Annotated in this window: 15 protein-coding genes; all 15 read right to left on the reverse strand. The window is 35.9% G+C overall.

Going from position 1 to position 15251, the window contains the following annotated elements:
* Positions 1-9: 9 nt before the first annotated feature.
* The gene (locus AWW83_RS06720) at positions 10-210 is read right to left on the reverse strand and encodes a twin-arginine translocase TatA/TatE family subunit (RefSeq protein WP_092350206.1); all 201 of its coding nucleotides are present in this window, start codon (positions 208-210) and stop codon (positions 10-12) included.
* Positions 211-248: 38 nt separating this feature from the next.
* The gene (purQ, locus tag AWW83_RS06725; RefSeq protein ID WP_320409424.1) at positions 249-977 is read right to left on the reverse strand and encodes a phosphoribosylformylglycinamidine synthase subunit PurQ; all 729 of its coding nucleotides are present in this window, start codon (positions 975-977) and stop codon (positions 249-251) included.
* Positions 978-1140: 163 nt separating this feature from the next.
* Entirely contained in the window at positions 1141-2754 is a 1614-nt protein-coding gene (gene nadB, locus AWW83_RS06730; protein WP_092350208.1) for an L-aspartate oxidase, read from the reverse strand.
* Positions 2755-2759: 5 nt separating this feature from the next.
* A complete protein-coding gene (gene nadC, locus AWW83_RS06735; protein WP_092350210.1) occupies positions 2760-3617 on the reverse strand; it encodes a carboxylating nicotinate-nucleotide diphosphorylase in 858 nt (285 codons plus the stop codon).
* Positions 3618-3619: 2 nt separating this feature from the next.
* Positions 3620-3784 carry a Trm112 family protein gene (locus AWW83_RS06740; RefSeq protein ID WP_072211151.1) on the reverse strand — a complete coding sequence of 55 codons (165 nt, stop codon included), beginning with the start codon at positions 3782-3784 and terminating at the stop codon, positions 3620-3622.
* A gap of 3 nt (positions 3785-3787) precedes the next feature.
* On the reverse strand, positions 3788-4219 hold the full coding sequence (locus AWW83_RS06745) for an acyl-CoA thioesterase (protein WP_092350212.1): 432 nt from the start codon (positions 4217-4219) through the stop codon (positions 3788-3790).
* The gene (locus AWW83_RS06750) at positions 4216-5172 is read right to left on the reverse strand and encodes an acetyl-CoA carboxylase carboxyltransferase subunit alpha (RefSeq protein WP_092350214.1); all 957 of its coding nucleotides are present in this window, start codon (positions 5170-5172) and stop codon (positions 4216-4218) included. Before AWW83_RS06750 ends, AWW83_RS06745 begins: the two co-directional genes overlap by 4 nt.
* A gap of 1 nt (position 5173) precedes the next feature.
* On the reverse strand, positions 5174-7171 hold the full coding sequence (locus AWW83_RS06755; protein WP_092350216.1) for a glycosyltransferase: 1998 nt from the start codon (positions 7169-7171) through the stop codon (positions 5174-5176).
* A complete protein-coding gene (locus AWW83_RS06760) occupies positions 7161-7919 on the reverse strand; it encodes a polyprenol monophosphomannose synthase (protein ID WP_092350218.1) in 759 nt (252 codons plus the stop codon). The genes AWW83_RS06755 and AWW83_RS06760 overlap by 11 nt, the downstream gene beginning before the upstream one ends.
* Before the next feature lie 3 nt (positions 7920-7922).
* Positions 7923-9038, reverse strand: a complete 1116-nt coding sequence (locus AWW83_RS06765; protein WP_092350220.1) for a DegT/DnrJ/EryC1/StrS family aminotransferase — start codon at positions 9036-9038, stop codon at positions 7923-7925.
* Between the two features lie 26 nt (positions 9039-9064).
* Positions 9065-10459 (reverse strand): undecaprenyl-phosphate glucose phosphotransferase, encoded by a 1395-nt coding sequence (locus tag AWW83_RS06770; protein WP_092350222.1) that lies wholly within the window; start codon positions 10457-10459, stop codon positions 9065-9067.
* On the reverse strand, positions 10443-11588 hold the full coding sequence (locus AWW83_RS06775; protein ID WP_092350224.1) for a glycosyltransferase family 4 protein: 1146 nt from the start codon (positions 11586-11588) through the stop codon (positions 10443-10445). The genes AWW83_RS06770 and AWW83_RS06775 overlap by 17 nt, the downstream gene beginning before the upstream one ends.
* Before the next feature lie 9 nt (positions 11589-11597).
* Positions 11598-12920: an O-antigen ligase family protein gene (locus AWW83_RS06780; protein ID WP_092350226.1), complete on the reverse strand. Its 1323-nt coding sequence runs from the start codon at positions 12918-12920 to the stop codon at positions 11598-11600.
* Positions 12911-13708 (reverse strand): glycosyltransferase family 2 protein, encoded by a 798-nt coding sequence (locus AWW83_RS06785; RefSeq protein ID WP_092350228.1) that lies wholly within the window; start codon positions 13706-13708, stop codon positions 12911-12913. The genes AWW83_RS06780 and AWW83_RS06785 overlap by 10 nt, the downstream gene beginning before the upstream one ends.
* A gap of 3 nt (positions 13709-13711) precedes the next feature.
* Positions 13712-15235: a flippase gene (locus AWW83_RS06790; RefSeq protein WP_159421132.1), complete on the reverse strand. Its 1524-nt coding sequence runs from the start codon at positions 15233-15235 to the stop codon at positions 13712-13714.
* Between the last annotated feature and the right edge of the window lie 16 nt (positions 15236-15251).

Below are 15251 nucleotides of genomic sequence, written 5' to 3' on the forward strand. Positions count from 1 at the left end.
GTAAATTATTTAATCTTTTTTCTCCGTCTTTTGCTCAATTTCTTTGGGCTTCTCATTCTGCGATGTAGTTTCATCCTCTCTCAAAGCTTTTTTAAACTCCTTTATTCCGCTTCCCAAACCACGAGCAAGCTCTGGAAGACGCTTGCCTCCAAACAAAATCAGCAACACAATCAAAATTAAAAGTAATTCCTGCCATCCAAGACCGAACATTTTACTCACCTCTTTTTAATTTTTTAACTGTTTTTCTTTTACTTGTTCATCACAAATTCTTCTGCAAGTGCAAGAGAATAAATTAACGAATTAAAAATTTTCGCTCCATCCGTGCATCCAAGCGCTGACTCTGAACAACGCTCCGGATGAGGCATCATACCAAGTATATTGCCCGTCTCATTAACAATCCCAGCGATATTGTAAACAGAACCATTTGGATTTGCTTCATCCGTTATATTTCCATCCTTATCGCAGTATCTAAAAACAACTTGTTCGTCCTCAATTAATCTTTTCAATGTATCTTCATCAACATAATAATTTCCATCACCGTGAGCGATTGGAAGTTTTAAAACTTCGCCTTCCTCGCAAAGGCAAGTAAATGGCGTATTTTTATTTTCAACTCGGACATAAATATATTTGCAAATAAATCTCAAAGATGAATTTCTCAACAAAGCGCCCGGTAAAAGCCCTGCTTCAACTAAAATTTGAAATCCGTTGCAAATGCCGATAACTTTTCCACCACGATTAGCAAAATTTATAACATCTTTCATCACAGGCGAAAACCTTGCAATAGCTCCGGGTCTCAAATAATCACCATAAGAAAATCCACCCGGCAAAATTACAACATCAACATCTCCAACAGAACTATCTTTATGCCATATGAACTTAACATCTTGCTTGAAAACCTCCTTTAAAACATAATAAGTGTCATAATCACAATTAGAGCCCGGAAAAACGATAACGCCAAATTTAATTTTTGAAGCCATAAAATTAACGCTTATAACTTTGTATTGACAAAAATTCTCTCTTCATAAATTTCAACGCAATGTATGAGCAGTATTTCATTTTCCTTGTGATTGGACATTTTGAAAAAGATATTTTTTAACTTCAATCAAATTTAACAAAAAAGGCAGATAAAAAGAAATCGTTTCAAATCCTTATATCCTGAATTATCGTGTCCCTCAACCAATTTTCATCGTCTCTGTATGGATAATCGGTGTTAAAGTGCAGTCCGCGACTTTCTTTTCTCATTAAAGCAGAACGAATTATAAGAAGAGCAACGGTTGCAAGATTCCTCAACTCAAGAATTTCAGCTGTAACTTTCGTCTTTTTATAAAATTCTTCAACTTCATTTGCAATCAACTCAATTCTTCTTTTTGCTCTTTCAAGTCGCAATGTTGACCTAACTATTCCAACATAGTCCCACATCAATTGCTGAATTTCCTTTTTATCGTGTGAGATCAAGACCCATTCTTCCATATTGAAAATTCCAGTATCAACCCAATCTGGAATTTCTGGAAATTTGAAAAAGTTTTCATTTACAAATCTAACCGAATCAATCGCAGCTCTTTCAGAAAAAACAAGCGCTTCAAGAAGTGAATTACTAGCAAGGCGATTTGCCCCGTGAACTCCGGTCATCGCAACCTCACCAGCGGCATACAAGCCAACTATTGAACTCCTTCCCCAAAGATCTGTCAAAACTCCACCGCAGGAATAATGAGCAGCTGGAACAACAGGGATTGGCTCTTTCGTAATGTCAATTTTAAATTCAAGACATTTCTCGTAAATGTGCGGAAATCTATCTTTTACCTTGTCAGGGTCAAGGTGAGTCAAGTCAAGATAGACATATTCATCTCCTGATTTTTTTAATTCCGTATCAATTGCTCTTGCAACGATGTCTCTTGGAGCAAGCGAGCCCCGTGGGTCGTATTTTTTCATAAAATCTTCACCTTTTTTCGTGCGTAAAATTCCACCAAATCCACGAACAGCTTCCGAGATCAAAAAAGCAGGTGAGCCAGAATTATAAAGTGTTGTCGGATGAAATTGAATAAATTCCATATTTGCGATCTTCGCCCCTGCTCTATAAGCCATAGCCACACCATCTCCAGTTGCTATCAAAGGATTTGTCGTATGTAGATAAACCTGACCCAGACCGCCGGTAGCAAGCATCGTCACTTTTGAAAGAAACTTCTTAACAACTCCAGTTTTAACATCAAGTGCATAAACTCCCCAGCAATGTATATTATCAAGTTTTTTCCCTTTTTCAATTCCAACAAGATGATGTTCTGTTATTAAATCAATCGCAACATGATGCTCAAAAATTTTCACATTTGGATGGCTTAAAACTTTTTCAATCAATGCCCTTTCAATCTCACGCCCTGTTAAATCCTTTGCGTGAACAATTCTTTTCCTTGAATGTCCGCCTTCCATCCCAAGATCAAGTTTTCCATTTTGAGTCCTCGTAAATTCAACCCCGATTTGGATAAGTTCTTCAACTTTTTTCGGTCCTTCACGGACCATAATTTCAACTGCTTCACGCTTGCAAAGTCCCGCTCCCGCATTCAATGTATCCTGAATGTGAAGCTCGTATGAATCATCTGGCGAGAAAACAGAAGCAATTCCCCCTTGGGCGTAATTTGTATTTGATTCAGCTCTCTCTTTCTTTGTGATTATAACAACTTGACCGTAATCTGCAACTTTCAAAGCATAAAACAAACCAGCAATTCCACTTCCAATGACAAGAAAATCTGAAATAATCTCCATATCTGTTAAATTTTTATTTCAAGCGAAATATCAAGTGCTTTTGGTGAATGAGTTAACATTCCTATTGAGATGTAATCAACGCCAGTTTCCGCAACTTGGCGGACATTTTCAAGCGTAATCCCGCCCGAAGCTTCAACTTCAAATTTACCAGAGATCAAATCAACAGCTTTTTTCAAATCATCAATTTTGAAATTGTCAAGCAAAATTCTATCAACTCCACCAATTTTCAAAACTTTTTGCACATCATCAAGATTTTGTGCTTCAACCTCAATTTTTACATCCACATTTTTCTCTTTGACATACTTCAAACATCTTTCAATCGCCTTTTCAATTCCTCCTGCGACTGCTATGTGATTATCTTTTATCAAAATCATATCATAAAGCCCAAATCTATGATTTACACCACCGCCAACTTCAACTGCAATTTTATCAATCAAGCGAAGTCCCGGCGCTGTCTTTCTTGTGTCTGTAATTTTCGCTTTCGTTCCATCCACCGCCTTGACAAACTTATTCGTTAAAGTTGCAATCCCGCTCATCCTTTGAAGAAAATTCAAAGCAGTTCTCTCCGCACTCAATATGCTTCTAACATCACCGCTCACAACGCCGACAATATCTCCATTTTTAACTTCATCACCATCGCTGACATAAGGAACAAAATTTAAACCCGGATCAATTGTTTTAAAAACAAGCCACACGACATCAAGCCCCGCAATTATTCCATCACTTTTAACGAGAAACTCACCACTTGCTTCAATATATTCATCACCAATTACAGAAATCGTCGTTATATCTCCATAACCTATATCTTCAACAAGCGCCCTTTTGACTATCTCAACAATCTCGTCTTCGTATTTTATGCCCATTTTCAATCCTCATTTTCTTCATCAACAAGCAGAATCGGAATTCCGTCTCTTATCTCATAAACTTTATCACATTTTTCACAGACAAGTGATTCTGGCTCTTCAACATACTTTAAATCACCTTTGCACTTCGGGCATGCGAGAATTTTCAAAAGCTCTTTATCAAACATAACTTAACATTTTTTGTTTTTACAAGATTTAAACTGTTCAATGACAAAATTCATAAAAACATCCGGCGGTTTCACAGGTCTGTATGTCTTCGCATCAAGAAAAACATGTTCAGTGTATCCCTCGGCGATTAACTCGTCATCAATATCACGATAAACTTCATATTCAAGCCGAAATTTTAAGTTTGGAATTTCTTTCATATATGTTTCAATCCTTAACAAGTCATCATAGTAAGCTGGCTTTTTAAATTTTGCATACGCTTCAAGAACAGGGATGAGATAACCCATTCTTTCAATCTCGCTATACGGCAAACCATAATCTCTCAAAAGCTCTGTCCTCGCCCATTCAAAATACTCAAAAAACTTCGCATGATAGACAAACCTCATCTGATCCGTGTCTGAATATCTTACCCTAATTTTAAAAACGTGCTTTATCATTCTTCCCAGAACCCCATTTTTCTGTATTTTTGAATTCTCATCTCAACCAGTTTTTTGGGCTTTATCTTCGTAAGTGTGTCAAGTTCTTCAAGTAAAATTTCTTTTAAAATTCTCGCTGCTTCTTTATGATCCCGATGCGCTCCTCCAAGAGGTTCGGGGACAATTCTATCAATCACACCAAGTTTTATGAGATCTTGAGCCGTAAGTTTAAGTTGCTCCGCTGCTTGCTCCTTATAATCCCAGCTTCTCCACAAGATACTTGAACACGACTCTGGAGCAATTACGGAATACCAAGCATGTTCCAACATAAGAACACGATCGCCGACTCCAATTCCAAGCGCTCCACCGCTTGCTCCCTCACCAATTATCACAACGATTATCGGAACTTCAAGTTTTGCCATTTCAAAGAGATTTCTTGCAATTGCCTCCGCCTGTCCTCTTTCCTCTGCTCCGATGCCTGGGTATGCGCCCGGAGTGTCAATCAAAGTTATAACTGGCTTGTTAAATTTCTCCGCAAGTTTCATTAATCTCAATGCTTTTCTATATCCCTCGGGATGTGGCATACCGAAATTTCTATAAAGATTTGACTTCGTGTCCCGACCTTTTTGCGTTCCAATTACAACCACAGTGTAATCACCCAACTTCGCAAAACCACCTATCATCGCTTTATCATCACCGAAATATCTATCACCGTGAAGTTCAACAAAATCACTCATCATAAGATAAATGTAATCCAAAGGATAAGGTCTATCGGGATGCCTTGCGATTTGAACCTTCTGCCATCGTGTTAAGTTTGAATAAATGTTTTTCTTCAACTCCTCAACCTTTTCTTCAAGTTTTCTTATCTCATCGCTCAAATCAACTCCACCGCTATTTGCAAACTTGCGCATTTCCTCAATTTTCTGTTCAAGTTCAACTATCGGCTTCTCAAAATCAAGAACAAATTTTGACATCCTAAAAATGACCTTTATTTTTGATCAAGTTTATAAGAGTCCTGATTAAAATCTCAATGTCAAGTGCAAGCGATTGATTCCGAGCATAAAATATATTCAACCTTTCAATCTCCTCTTCAGATAGATTCTCGTGATCAGAGATTTGAACTATTCCTGTCAAACCTTTTTTTCCAAGATAATTTTTTTCATCTGGCGAATCAAGCGGACGACCGACCAAACTCAACTTTCCACTTAACACCTTCGGCAAAAGCAAAATTTTCTCATCAAAATTTCCAACTTTCTTGCGTGAAAATTTTTTTAAATATACCAAAGGATACACAAAAATCAAAAGCGGAATTGTGAAAATTATATCAAAAACTCTCTTCGCAAATCGGTTCAAAAATTTATTCACATTGTAATCAATATCAAGAACTGGAATATCATCAAGCGTGTCAATACTTGCCTTGCTCAAAATCAAATCTGAACCAACCAAAGCAAGTTTGAAATTAACGCTTCTATCCCTCACACGACTTATCACAGAAAGTATCTGCGAATAAGGCACTTCATCGCTTAAAAAAATGACATCATTTATTTTTCTCTCACGAATTATCTTTTCAATTGAACTAATACTTCCGATGATCTCAACTCCATCAATTTTCTCGCCGACTCTTCTCAAATCATAATCAACCACACCAACAACTTTTATATTTTCGCTCGTTCTATTCTTTAATTTTTTGATCAAAGAAGAAACATTTGCTCCCGTCCCAACGATTAAAACTCGCTTTGCAACGATACTTATATTCACAAACGGAATCTTTCCAAGAATTCTTAACAACAATCTCCACAGCGGAATTAAAAATGTGTTCAACAAAGTCATCATAAGAACAATCATTCTGCTAAAAGCGTATTCTTTCAGGAAAAAAGTCAAAGAAGACAAAACAAGAGCCGAAAACCAGACAGCGATAACAGAATAACCAATTGAAAATTTTCTATTTGTGTAAACTCCGAAAGCGTATAATGAAAAAATTGTTATCAAAGGCGGAACAATTAAAACTTCAGGATAAGCATATTTCGGAAGTGCAAAAATTTGACCAAACCTTATGAATTCACCAGCAAGGAAAGAAAATAAAACTATCACAAGGTCAACGAGCATATCCCAGTAATTTTTAATAAATTTTCCAAGCAAAGCAACCAAACCCCTTAAAAAAATTCCAACTCTCAAAATTACGCCAAGCAAAGCAAACTCTTTATAATGCTTTCTCACAAAAATTTTCATCGCCTCGTAAAAGACACGAATTTCATCTATATTGCTTCTCTTTGTGCTTTCACCTTTGAAATGAATTATCTGCGTAAACGGGACATAATAAATTTTCCAACCTGCTTTTTTTATCCTATAACACCAATCAATATCTTCTCCATACATAAAGAAATCCTCATCAAGTCCGCCGACTTTTTCATAAACTTCTCTTCTTATCATCATAAACGAACCACTCACCGCATCAACTTCAGCAACTTCATCAGGGTCAAGATAGGTTAAGTTATACTTTGCGAAAATTTTGCTTTTCGGAAACAAACTTGACAAGCCAATCATTTTTGTAAACGCAACCCACGGGGTTGGAAAACTTCGCCTGCAAGCAAGTTGAAGCGTTCCATCAGGGTTTAAAACTTTACATCCAACCATCCCACACTCTGGATGCGATTCAAGAAACGAGAGCAAAACTCTAAATGTATCCTCTTGAACGATTGTGTCAGGATTTATAAGAAGGATATATTTTCCTTTGGCAAGTTTTAACGCTTGATTATTTGCTTTTGCAAAGCCGAGATTTTCGGAGTTTGCAATTAAATTAACATCTGGAAATTTTTGCTTTATCATTTCAACGCTTCCATCTTCGCTTGCGTTGTCAACAACAAATATCTCTGCGTTTATACCTTCAATCGCTTTTTTAATTGAAATAAGAGCATTTTCAAGAAATTCCTTCACATTGTAATTGACGATAATTATTGAAAGATCAACTCCCATTTTTTCTTCTCTTGAAAAGTTTCAAAAATCTATAAGCAGAAAGACGAAGAACCATCAAAGCAGCCTCAAAGACAATTTTTTTGCTCATCTTTGAAACCCCGCTTCTTCTCTCAACAAAAATTATCGGATGCTCTTTTATCTTCAACCCTTTGTAATACGCTTTAACTGTCAACTCTATCTGAAAAGCATAACCATTTGATCTAATCCCATCAAGATCAATTTTCTCAAGAACTCTTCTTGAAATGCACTTGAAACCACTTGTCAAATCCATAATCGGAACTCCAGTCATTTTCCTTGCGTATAAATTTGCAAAGTAACTTAAAAGAACTCTACTCATCGGCCAGTTCAAAACAGAAACCCCGTGCGAGTATCTTGAACCGATGACTATGTCATAACTGTCAAGAGCTCCATTTAAAATTTTCGGTATTTCCTTTGGATCGTGAGAAAAATCCGCATCCATTTCAAAAACATAATCATAACCATTTTTCAAGGCATATTTAAAACCCTCAACATAAGCAGTCCCAAGCCCGAGTTTTCCGGGTCTTTCAATCAAATGAACTTTGTCTTCGTAAACTTTCTGAAATTCTTTCACAATCTGTGCTGTCCCATCAGGAGAATTATCATCAACAACAAGAACTTCAATCCTAACAGATGAGCCAAGCTTTTCACCCTGCGCAAGAACCTCGGGGATTAAACTTTTTATATTTTCCGCCTCATTATATGTTGGTATGATTACAAGAACACGCATAAACTAATCTTTGTTAATTTTGAAAAATTCATTCACACTTTTAACAACATAATCAACTTCTTCATCAGTTAGTTCAGGAAACATCGGAAGTGAAAGAACTTCTTTTGAACATTGCTCTGCGACGGGGAAATCTCCGGGTTTATAACCAAAATATGAAAACGCTTTTTGAAGATGAAGTGGAATCGGATAATGAACCGCTGTTTGAATCCCTCTTTCCTTTAAAAATTGTGCAAGCGCATCCCTTTGTTCAGTTCTTATCGTATATTGATGATAAATATGTTTGTTGTATGGTTCGCAGTAAGGAGTTATTATTCCGTCTAAATTTTGGAAAGCATCGTTATATTTTTTTGCAATTTCAGCTCTTCTCTCATTCCATCTGTCAAGATATTTCAATTTGACAAGAAGAATACTTGCTTGTAAAGTGTCAAGCCGACTGTTAACTCCAAGAATTTCGTGCTTGTATCTTATCTTTGAGCCGTGAACTCTTATCATTTTGATTTTCTCCGCAAGTTCATCGTTATTTGTCACAATCATTCCAGCATCTCCAAAAGCACCCAGATTTTTCGTCGGGAAAAAGCTTATGCAGGCGATATCTCCAAATGTGCAAACTTTTCTATTTTTATATTCAGCACCCAAAGCTTGCGCTGAATCCTCAATCACATAAAGATTGTAACGTCGTGCAATATCCATAATTTTATCCATCTCCGCCGACTGACCGTAAAGATGAACCGGGATGATTGCTTTCGTTTTTTCAGTTATCTTTTCCTCAATTAAATCTGGATTTATATTGTAAGTTTTTTCGTCAATGTCAACATAAATCGGCTTCCCACCAAGCAAGGCAATTGTTTCAGCTGTTGCAACAAAAGTAAATGGTGTTGTTATAACTTCATCACCTGGCTTTAAATCAATCGCCATCAAAGCAATTTGCAATGCGTCAGTTCCAGATGCAACGCCGATTGCATGTTTGACACCAAGATATTCAGCAACTTTTGACTCAAATTCTCTGACTTCTTCCCCAAGGATAAAATTCCCAGCGTTTAAAACTTTTTGAATTGCTTTGTCAATTTCTTCTTTCAAATTCAGATACTGTCTCACCGGTGTAAAAATTGGAACTTGCATTATTTCCTTTGTTTATTTTTAAATTGTTAAGCTTGTCCTTTGCCCGACAAAACATGCAAAATTGTGTATGCTATTATCTTCAAATCCATACGCAAAGACATATTCTCAATGTAAAAAAGATCATATTGAAGTTTCTTCTTCACATCTTCAATTGATTCATCGTATTTATACTTCACCTGAGCCCAACCCGTTATGCCAGGTTTAACTTTCAATCTTCTCTTATAAAGCGGAATTTCTTTTGAAAGTTTTTCAACAAACATAGGTCTTTCAGGTCGTGGTCCGATTAAACTCATATCACCTTTCAAAACATTGAAAAATTGCGGGATTTCATCAAGATGAAGTTTTCTCAAAATTTTGCCAATGCGTGTAACTCTTGGATCGTTTTTAGTTGCCCAAGTCGGTCCAGTCATCGCCTCTGCGTTTTCATACATTGAACGGAATTTGTAAAGTGTGAAAATTTTTCCATCTTTACCAACTCTTTCTTGTTTGTAAATTATAGGTCCACGGGAATCAAGTTTTATTAAAATTGCTATCAAAATCCATAATGGCAATCCAACAACGAGAACGACAAGCGAAACCACAATATCTATCAATCTTTTGGCTACTTTTTCCCACGGCTTCATCAACTCAGGCATTATCTCAATAAGCGGGAATCCATAGATTTGATTAGTCCTCGCTAAACCACTAATTGCATCGTAAAGGTCTGGCACAATTTTGAAATTAACTTCCTCATCGCATCTTCCAATTAAATCAAGAAGTTTATCGTGTTCATTTGAATCAAGCGCAAAAATTATTTCTTTCACATCATATTTCTTTATGATTTCGTTAATTCCGTCCACATTCCCAAGAACTTTCACTCCAGCATACTCACCGCCTCTCCTTTTATCAGTTCTGATAAACCCGACAACTCTATATCCAAGCGCCGGATATTTTTTCAGCAGATCAAAAATTTCTTTCCCTTTTTCATTAAACCCAACTATTAAAGTATTTCTTGCACCTATTCCTTTTTCAAGGAGTTTCCTTTGCAATGTTCTTATTCCAACTCTTCCAACAGATGTAAAAAACAGCATCAAGAACCAGTAAATGAGAATTAACAACCGCGAGTTTGCTGGTGCATTTGTTGAGATATCATCAATGAAAATGGCAAAGAAAAGAAATAAAACACCAAAAGTGACGGTTTTTAAAATACTTATAACTTCATCAAGTCGCGACTTCGCATACCAAGATTGATAAAGTCCAAACAGCCAAAACAAAATAAGCCAGTAAACACTTATCACAACCATCGGAATTAAAAATTCAGGCTTAACATAATAAGGAAACCATCCACTTTCAACTCTGATTAGATAATAGCACAACCAGGCGATTGCGAAAGCAAAGATGTCAATTACAAGCGTAATTATCCGCTCAGTTAACTTTGACATTTTGAACTTCATTTTGTTTAAGCGAATTTAAAACCTCATAATAAACATTTAAAGTTTTCACAAGCATATTTTCAAGTTTAAATTTTTCCACCGCCTTTTTATAACCATTTTCACCCATTTTGATCCTCAAATCTGGGTATTCAATCAATTTTTTTATTGCAACTCGCAATGCTTCAACATCTGCCGGCGGGACAAGAATCCCCGTTATCCCATCATCAACTAATTCCGGAACACCGCCAACCGCGGTAGCAACAACTGGCAATTTCGCCATCATTGCTTCTATAATCGTCAATGGCAATCCCTCCCATCTTGAAGGCAGAACAAATATATCGCTTTGAGCAAGTATATCTGGAACATCAGCTCTCTCACCGAGTAATTTTATCTTTGTATCCAGATTCTTTTTCAAAATATATTTTTCAACTTTATCTCTCAACTCACCATCGCCAACAATCAAAACCTTGATTCCATCAATTGATTGAACTGCATCAATCAGCAAAAAAATATCTTTGGGCGGGGCTAATCTTCCAACGAATGTAATGCATATTTCATTATCAATTTTCTTTAAGTTTTTGCTTTTTAAACTTTCAGCAAAAGCCATCGGGTCAACGCCATTGTGGATTGTAATTAACTTATTTTCAGGTGCAACGCTAAATTTTAAAGCGAGATTTTTATCAAACTCAGAAACACATATTATTTTTGCAGTAAATTTAGCCATTAATTTTTCAACCTGCGCCGTTATCCATCGCTCAATATACTTTTTTCCTTCGGTGAAAACCCATCCATGAGCGGTAAAAATCACAGATTTAATCCCTAAAACAGCAGACCAGAACCGCGCTATCACTCCAGCTTTTGTGCTATGAGCATGAATTATATCAGGTTTAAAATCTCTGATCGCCTTGTAAACAGGTATGAAAGCTTTTACATCGTTTAAAATGTGAAAGCGACGAACAAAATAAGGATTTTCAAAAACCTTAGCTCCGGCATTTTTTGCTTCCGTTATCAATCGCCTATCCGGAGCAGAAACAAGCGCAACTTCGTGCCCCAGCGAACGCATAAATTTTAAAAGTTGAAGGACATGCATTGAAGCTCCTCCAAATCCAGCCGATGTCACAACATAGAGAATTCGCAAGTTTAAAATCTAATTTTTGTTCTTGAACTCGTATAAATTTAAAATTCCAAGCAAAAAACCAATAAGAATCCAGAAATGACGCCAGTGTAATGTGTCAATTACGAAACTTTGAACTAAAATTCCTAAAATTGAGCTCAAAATCCAAACTAAATCAGAAAAAACAGAAAATTTTTCATCTCTATTTGCTTTAAACAAAAATTTAAATGAAGTTAAAATCACAAAAATCAAGGCAAAAATAATTGTTAAAAAACCAATTGAACCATTTTCAGTTAAAACTCTCAGATAAAAATTATGAGCCGATGGAGTTAACCTTAACATCCATCCACCCATTGACTTTTGATAATCAAGCGAATAATTTTCAAATTGCCCTGGTCCAATTCCCAACGGATATGATTTAAAAAGTTCAATCCCCGCACGCCAAGCCATAGCCCTGCCGTAAATATCATACCATTGCGCTCCTCTAAATCTAAAACTCTGTCTAAAAACTTCAAGAATAACTGGAACCGAAACAATCGCAATCAAAAACGCAACAATCAAAACAACGAAAAATCTTTTGCTTCTCTTTGTAATTATTGATATAAAGCCAAGGAATAAAATTCCACTAATCAAGTTTAAAAGCGAACCTCTCGAAAAAGTTAACACAATGGAAAGAAACAAAAACAAAAATAGAAGTGTAAATTTTAAAATCTCCTCCCTTTTGCCGAATAAAATTTTACTCATAGCATATAAAGCACCAGTAGTTATAAACGCACCTGCAACATTTGGGTCTTTAAAAAATCCCGCAGGTCTTCCCAGTCGCCCTTGAACAAAGATAAGCAAAATCATTAAGATAAGAACAATCGCAGAAATATAAACCGCCATCAAATAAAATTTTTTTACCTCATTCCATATTTCAACGCTCTTTATGTATCCGGAAAAATAAAAAGCAAGGGAAATTGTATAAACGGTAACGAAAGCAAAAAATGCAGCTCTTGCGATTGATGTTGAATAAAAAATTTGCAACAAATTTAAAAATATATACGCAAGAAGTAGATGCAAAGATGGATGAGAAAACCATTTTATATCAGCCGAAATAATTCTTTTAAACCACGCTCCTGCAAAAGCAAAATCAACCGGCGCTGGTTCAAACTCAAGCCCCCAAAGAAAAAATAAACCCGCATTTGCCTCTTTCTTCGTAAGAACAATCCACATCAAAACAAGAGCAAACATCAAAATCCACATCGCATAATAATTCACCCACATACCTATAAACGGCGAAAACAAAGCAAAAAACAACAAAACACTTTGAACATCCACAACTGGAACATATTTACTTTCCTGCGTTATCTCCATCGCAAACTGACCATCACTCTTCTTAAAAATTTCAAAAACGAAAAAGAAACTAAAAACGGAAGATAAAGTTTGGGGATATATCCTTGTTTCCCCAAATCAATATAAACGCTTATTTCTTCCTTTTCCATAGCCCACAGCTTAGAACTTGCTCCACCAGGACTGTAAAAGGGCCTAAACCAAAATGCTAAAATTAGGTTTATTAAAACTACCTTAAAACGACTCTTAACCAACCTTATCCAAAGGTGATAATCATCGCAAAATTTAAACCTACCATCAAATCTACAAGGCAAATTACGTTTTAAAATTACCGAGGACGATGGAATTAAATTACTAAATAGTATTAGATTTCCACTGATAATATCAAAAGCAAAGTTATCGCTCAGGATATCGCTAGTTAAGGAAGAGTTTTGCAACATAACCCGATGACCTGACATTGCGATTTCTGGATTTTGTAACATAAAATTGAGTTGAATTTCAATTTTTCTCGGATGCCATGCGTCGTCGTGGTCAAGAAACGCAACATAAGGTTGAGTCGCATTATCCCATCCAACATTTCTTGGAATGCTTGGTCCACCTGAATTTTTCCCAAGTTCAATCAACTTCATCCAGTCACCGTATTTTCGCTTTAATTCCCTTAAAAATTCAACAGTTTCTTTATCACTTCCATCATCAACAACGATTAACTCCGCAGGTCTCCATGTTTGATCATAAACTGACTTTATTGCTCTCTCAATTGTATCTTTGCCATTATAACACGGAATTATCACGCTAACAGGTGCATAATCCATTGCTTAAAACTTTTTTATTTTCACAAAAACTTTAACAGCATTTCTTTCCTCACCACTCAAAACCCTGAACCATACAACATACATAAAAACACACAACAATGAGACCGCAGAGATGAACTTAAAAATCAAACTTAACGAATCAGCATACATAACAATCAAAATAGAAAGGAGAAAAAACAATCCCAATTCAAGCATTTCCGCATTTATAAACTCTTTCATACGAATTGTTTTTTTCCCGAATATCAACCCAAACAATATCACAATGTCAATGACCTGCCTAATTATCCAGCCAAGCCCTGCTCCTACAATTCCAAACTTGTAAATAAACAAAGAAAGCAACGGAATATAAAGAACAAGCTCAGCAATATAAACCTTTGCTATAACATCTGGCTTACCGATCCCTTGAAACAAAATCATCGGAAATCCAGCAATTGAATTTAATAAAATTCCGTAGGCAAGAATTTTGAAAATATTTGAACTTTTTAAAGCAAATTCATGACCGAGCCATAAATTCAAAATTTCAGATGAAAAAAAAGAAATGACAAAGACGATCGGGAATAAAGCGATAAATGTTAACTTAACAGCTCTTGAAAATAAATTGCTTATCCTCTCATCTTGATTCCCACCACTCAACAAACTAAAAGCTGGGAAAAGGGTCATCGTAAAACTTGCTGGAATTACCCATAACCTTTGCACAACCTCAAACGGCGCAGTGTAATATGCAAGAACACTTGTTGATAAAATCGCACCAATTAAAAACCTGTCTGAATAAATTAAAACTGGATTAACAATGTTAACTACCGTGACCCAGCCACCAAAGGAAAAAAGTGATGGTAGCAGATTAAAGTCAAAGTTGAAAACTTTTCTAATCTCAGGATTGATTTTTACATCAAGAAAAAACAAAACAAGAATCATAAAAACACGCATCAAAATCAAAAGAAAAATTATTCCATAAAGTTTGAGATTTAAAAGTGCGCCGACTATGGATAAAATTAAAACACCAATTTTAACAGGCACAATGACAGCATTTACAAGGTCAAATCTTTGATACGCTTCCAGAACTCCTTGAAATGAAGTGCTTACAAGTATTATCGGAGCAGAAAAAGAAATTAAATAAAATGCTAACTTTGTCTCTTCTAAAATTGATGGAGATATTTTTAAAAATTTTTCAACCACAATCGGAGTTAAAGCGAAAAAAACCATTCCAATTAAAACTCCAATACCAAATTGAACCAAAGCAGAAGTCCAGAATATTTTCGGAATTTTTTCAAAATTTGACTTTGCAATTTCTTCCGAGACAAATTTTGTCGTTGCTCTGCCAAGACCAAGATCAAGCATCGTTGAATACCACATAACCATCCACAAAAGAGATAAAATCCCAAATCTTTCAACCCCGAGAAACTTAATCAAAACTGGGACACCAATTATCGCAGCAAGAATCGGGAGAACCTGACCGATAAAATTAATGACCGTGTTTTTCAGGATAAGTTTTCCAGTGAGAGAGTTTGAGATTTGATTAACCTGCATTTGCTTCATACAGTGA

It is taken from the genome of Candidatus Chryseopegocella kryptomonas (assembly GCF_001536065.1).
GTDB lineage: Bacteria > Bacteroidota > Ignavibacteria > Kryptoniales > Kryptoniaceae > Kryptonium > Kryptonium kryptomonas.

Coding starts and splice junctions, on each gene's coding strand:
- AWW83_RS06790 (WP_159421132.1), bottom strand. CDS start 15,235: ATGCAGGTTAATCAAATCTCAAACTCTCTCACTGGAAAACTTATCCTG.
- AWW83_RS06720 (WP_092350206.1), bottom strand. CDS start 210: ATGTTCGGTCTTGGATGGCAGGAATTACTTTTAATTTTGATTGTGTTG.
- AWW83_RS06750 (WP_092350214.1), bottom strand. CDS start 5,172: ATGTCAAAATTTGTTCTTGATTTTGAGAAGCCGATAGTTGAACTTGAA.
- nadB (WP_092350208.1), bottom strand. CDS start 2,754: ATGGAGATTATTTCAGATTTTCTTGTCATTGGAAGTGGAATTGCTGGT.
- nadC (WP_092350210.1), bottom strand. CDS start 3,617: ATGGGCATAAAATACGAAGACGAGATTGTTGAGATAGTCAAAAGGGCG.
- purQ (WP_320409424.1), bottom strand. CDS start 977: ATGGCTTCAAAAATTAAATTTGGCGTTATCGTTTTTCCGGGCTCTAAT.
- AWW83_RS06765 (WP_092350220.1), bottom strand. CDS start 9,038: ATGCAAGTTCCAATTTTTACACCGGTGAGACAGTATCTGAATTTGAAA.
- AWW83_RS06780 (WP_092350226.1), bottom strand. CDS start 12,920: ATGGAGATAACGCAGGAAAGTAAATATGTTCCAGTTGTGGATGTTCAA.
- AWW83_RS06770 (WP_092350222.1), bottom strand. CDS start 10,459: ATGTCAAAGTTAACTGAGCGGATAATTACGCTTGTAATTGACATCTTT.
- AWW83_RS06785 (WP_092350228.1), bottom strand. CDS start 13,708: ATGGATTATGCACCTGTTAGCGTGATAATTCCGTGTTATAATGGCAAA.
- AWW83_RS06755 (WP_092350216.1), bottom strand. CDS start 7,171: ATGGGAGTTGATCTTTCAATAATTATCGTCAATTACAATGTGAAGGAA.
- AWW83_RS06740 (WP_072211151.1), bottom strand. CDS start 3,784: ATGTTTGATAAAGAGCTTTTGAAAATTCTCGCATGCCCGAAGTGCAAA.
- AWW83_RS06760 (WP_092350218.1), bottom strand. CDS start 7,919: ATGCGTGTTCTTGTAATCATACCAACATATAATGAGGCGGAAAATATA.
- AWW83_RS06745 (WP_092350212.1), bottom strand. CDS start 4,219: ATGATAAAGCACGTTTTTAAAATTAGGGTAAGATATTCAGACACGGAT.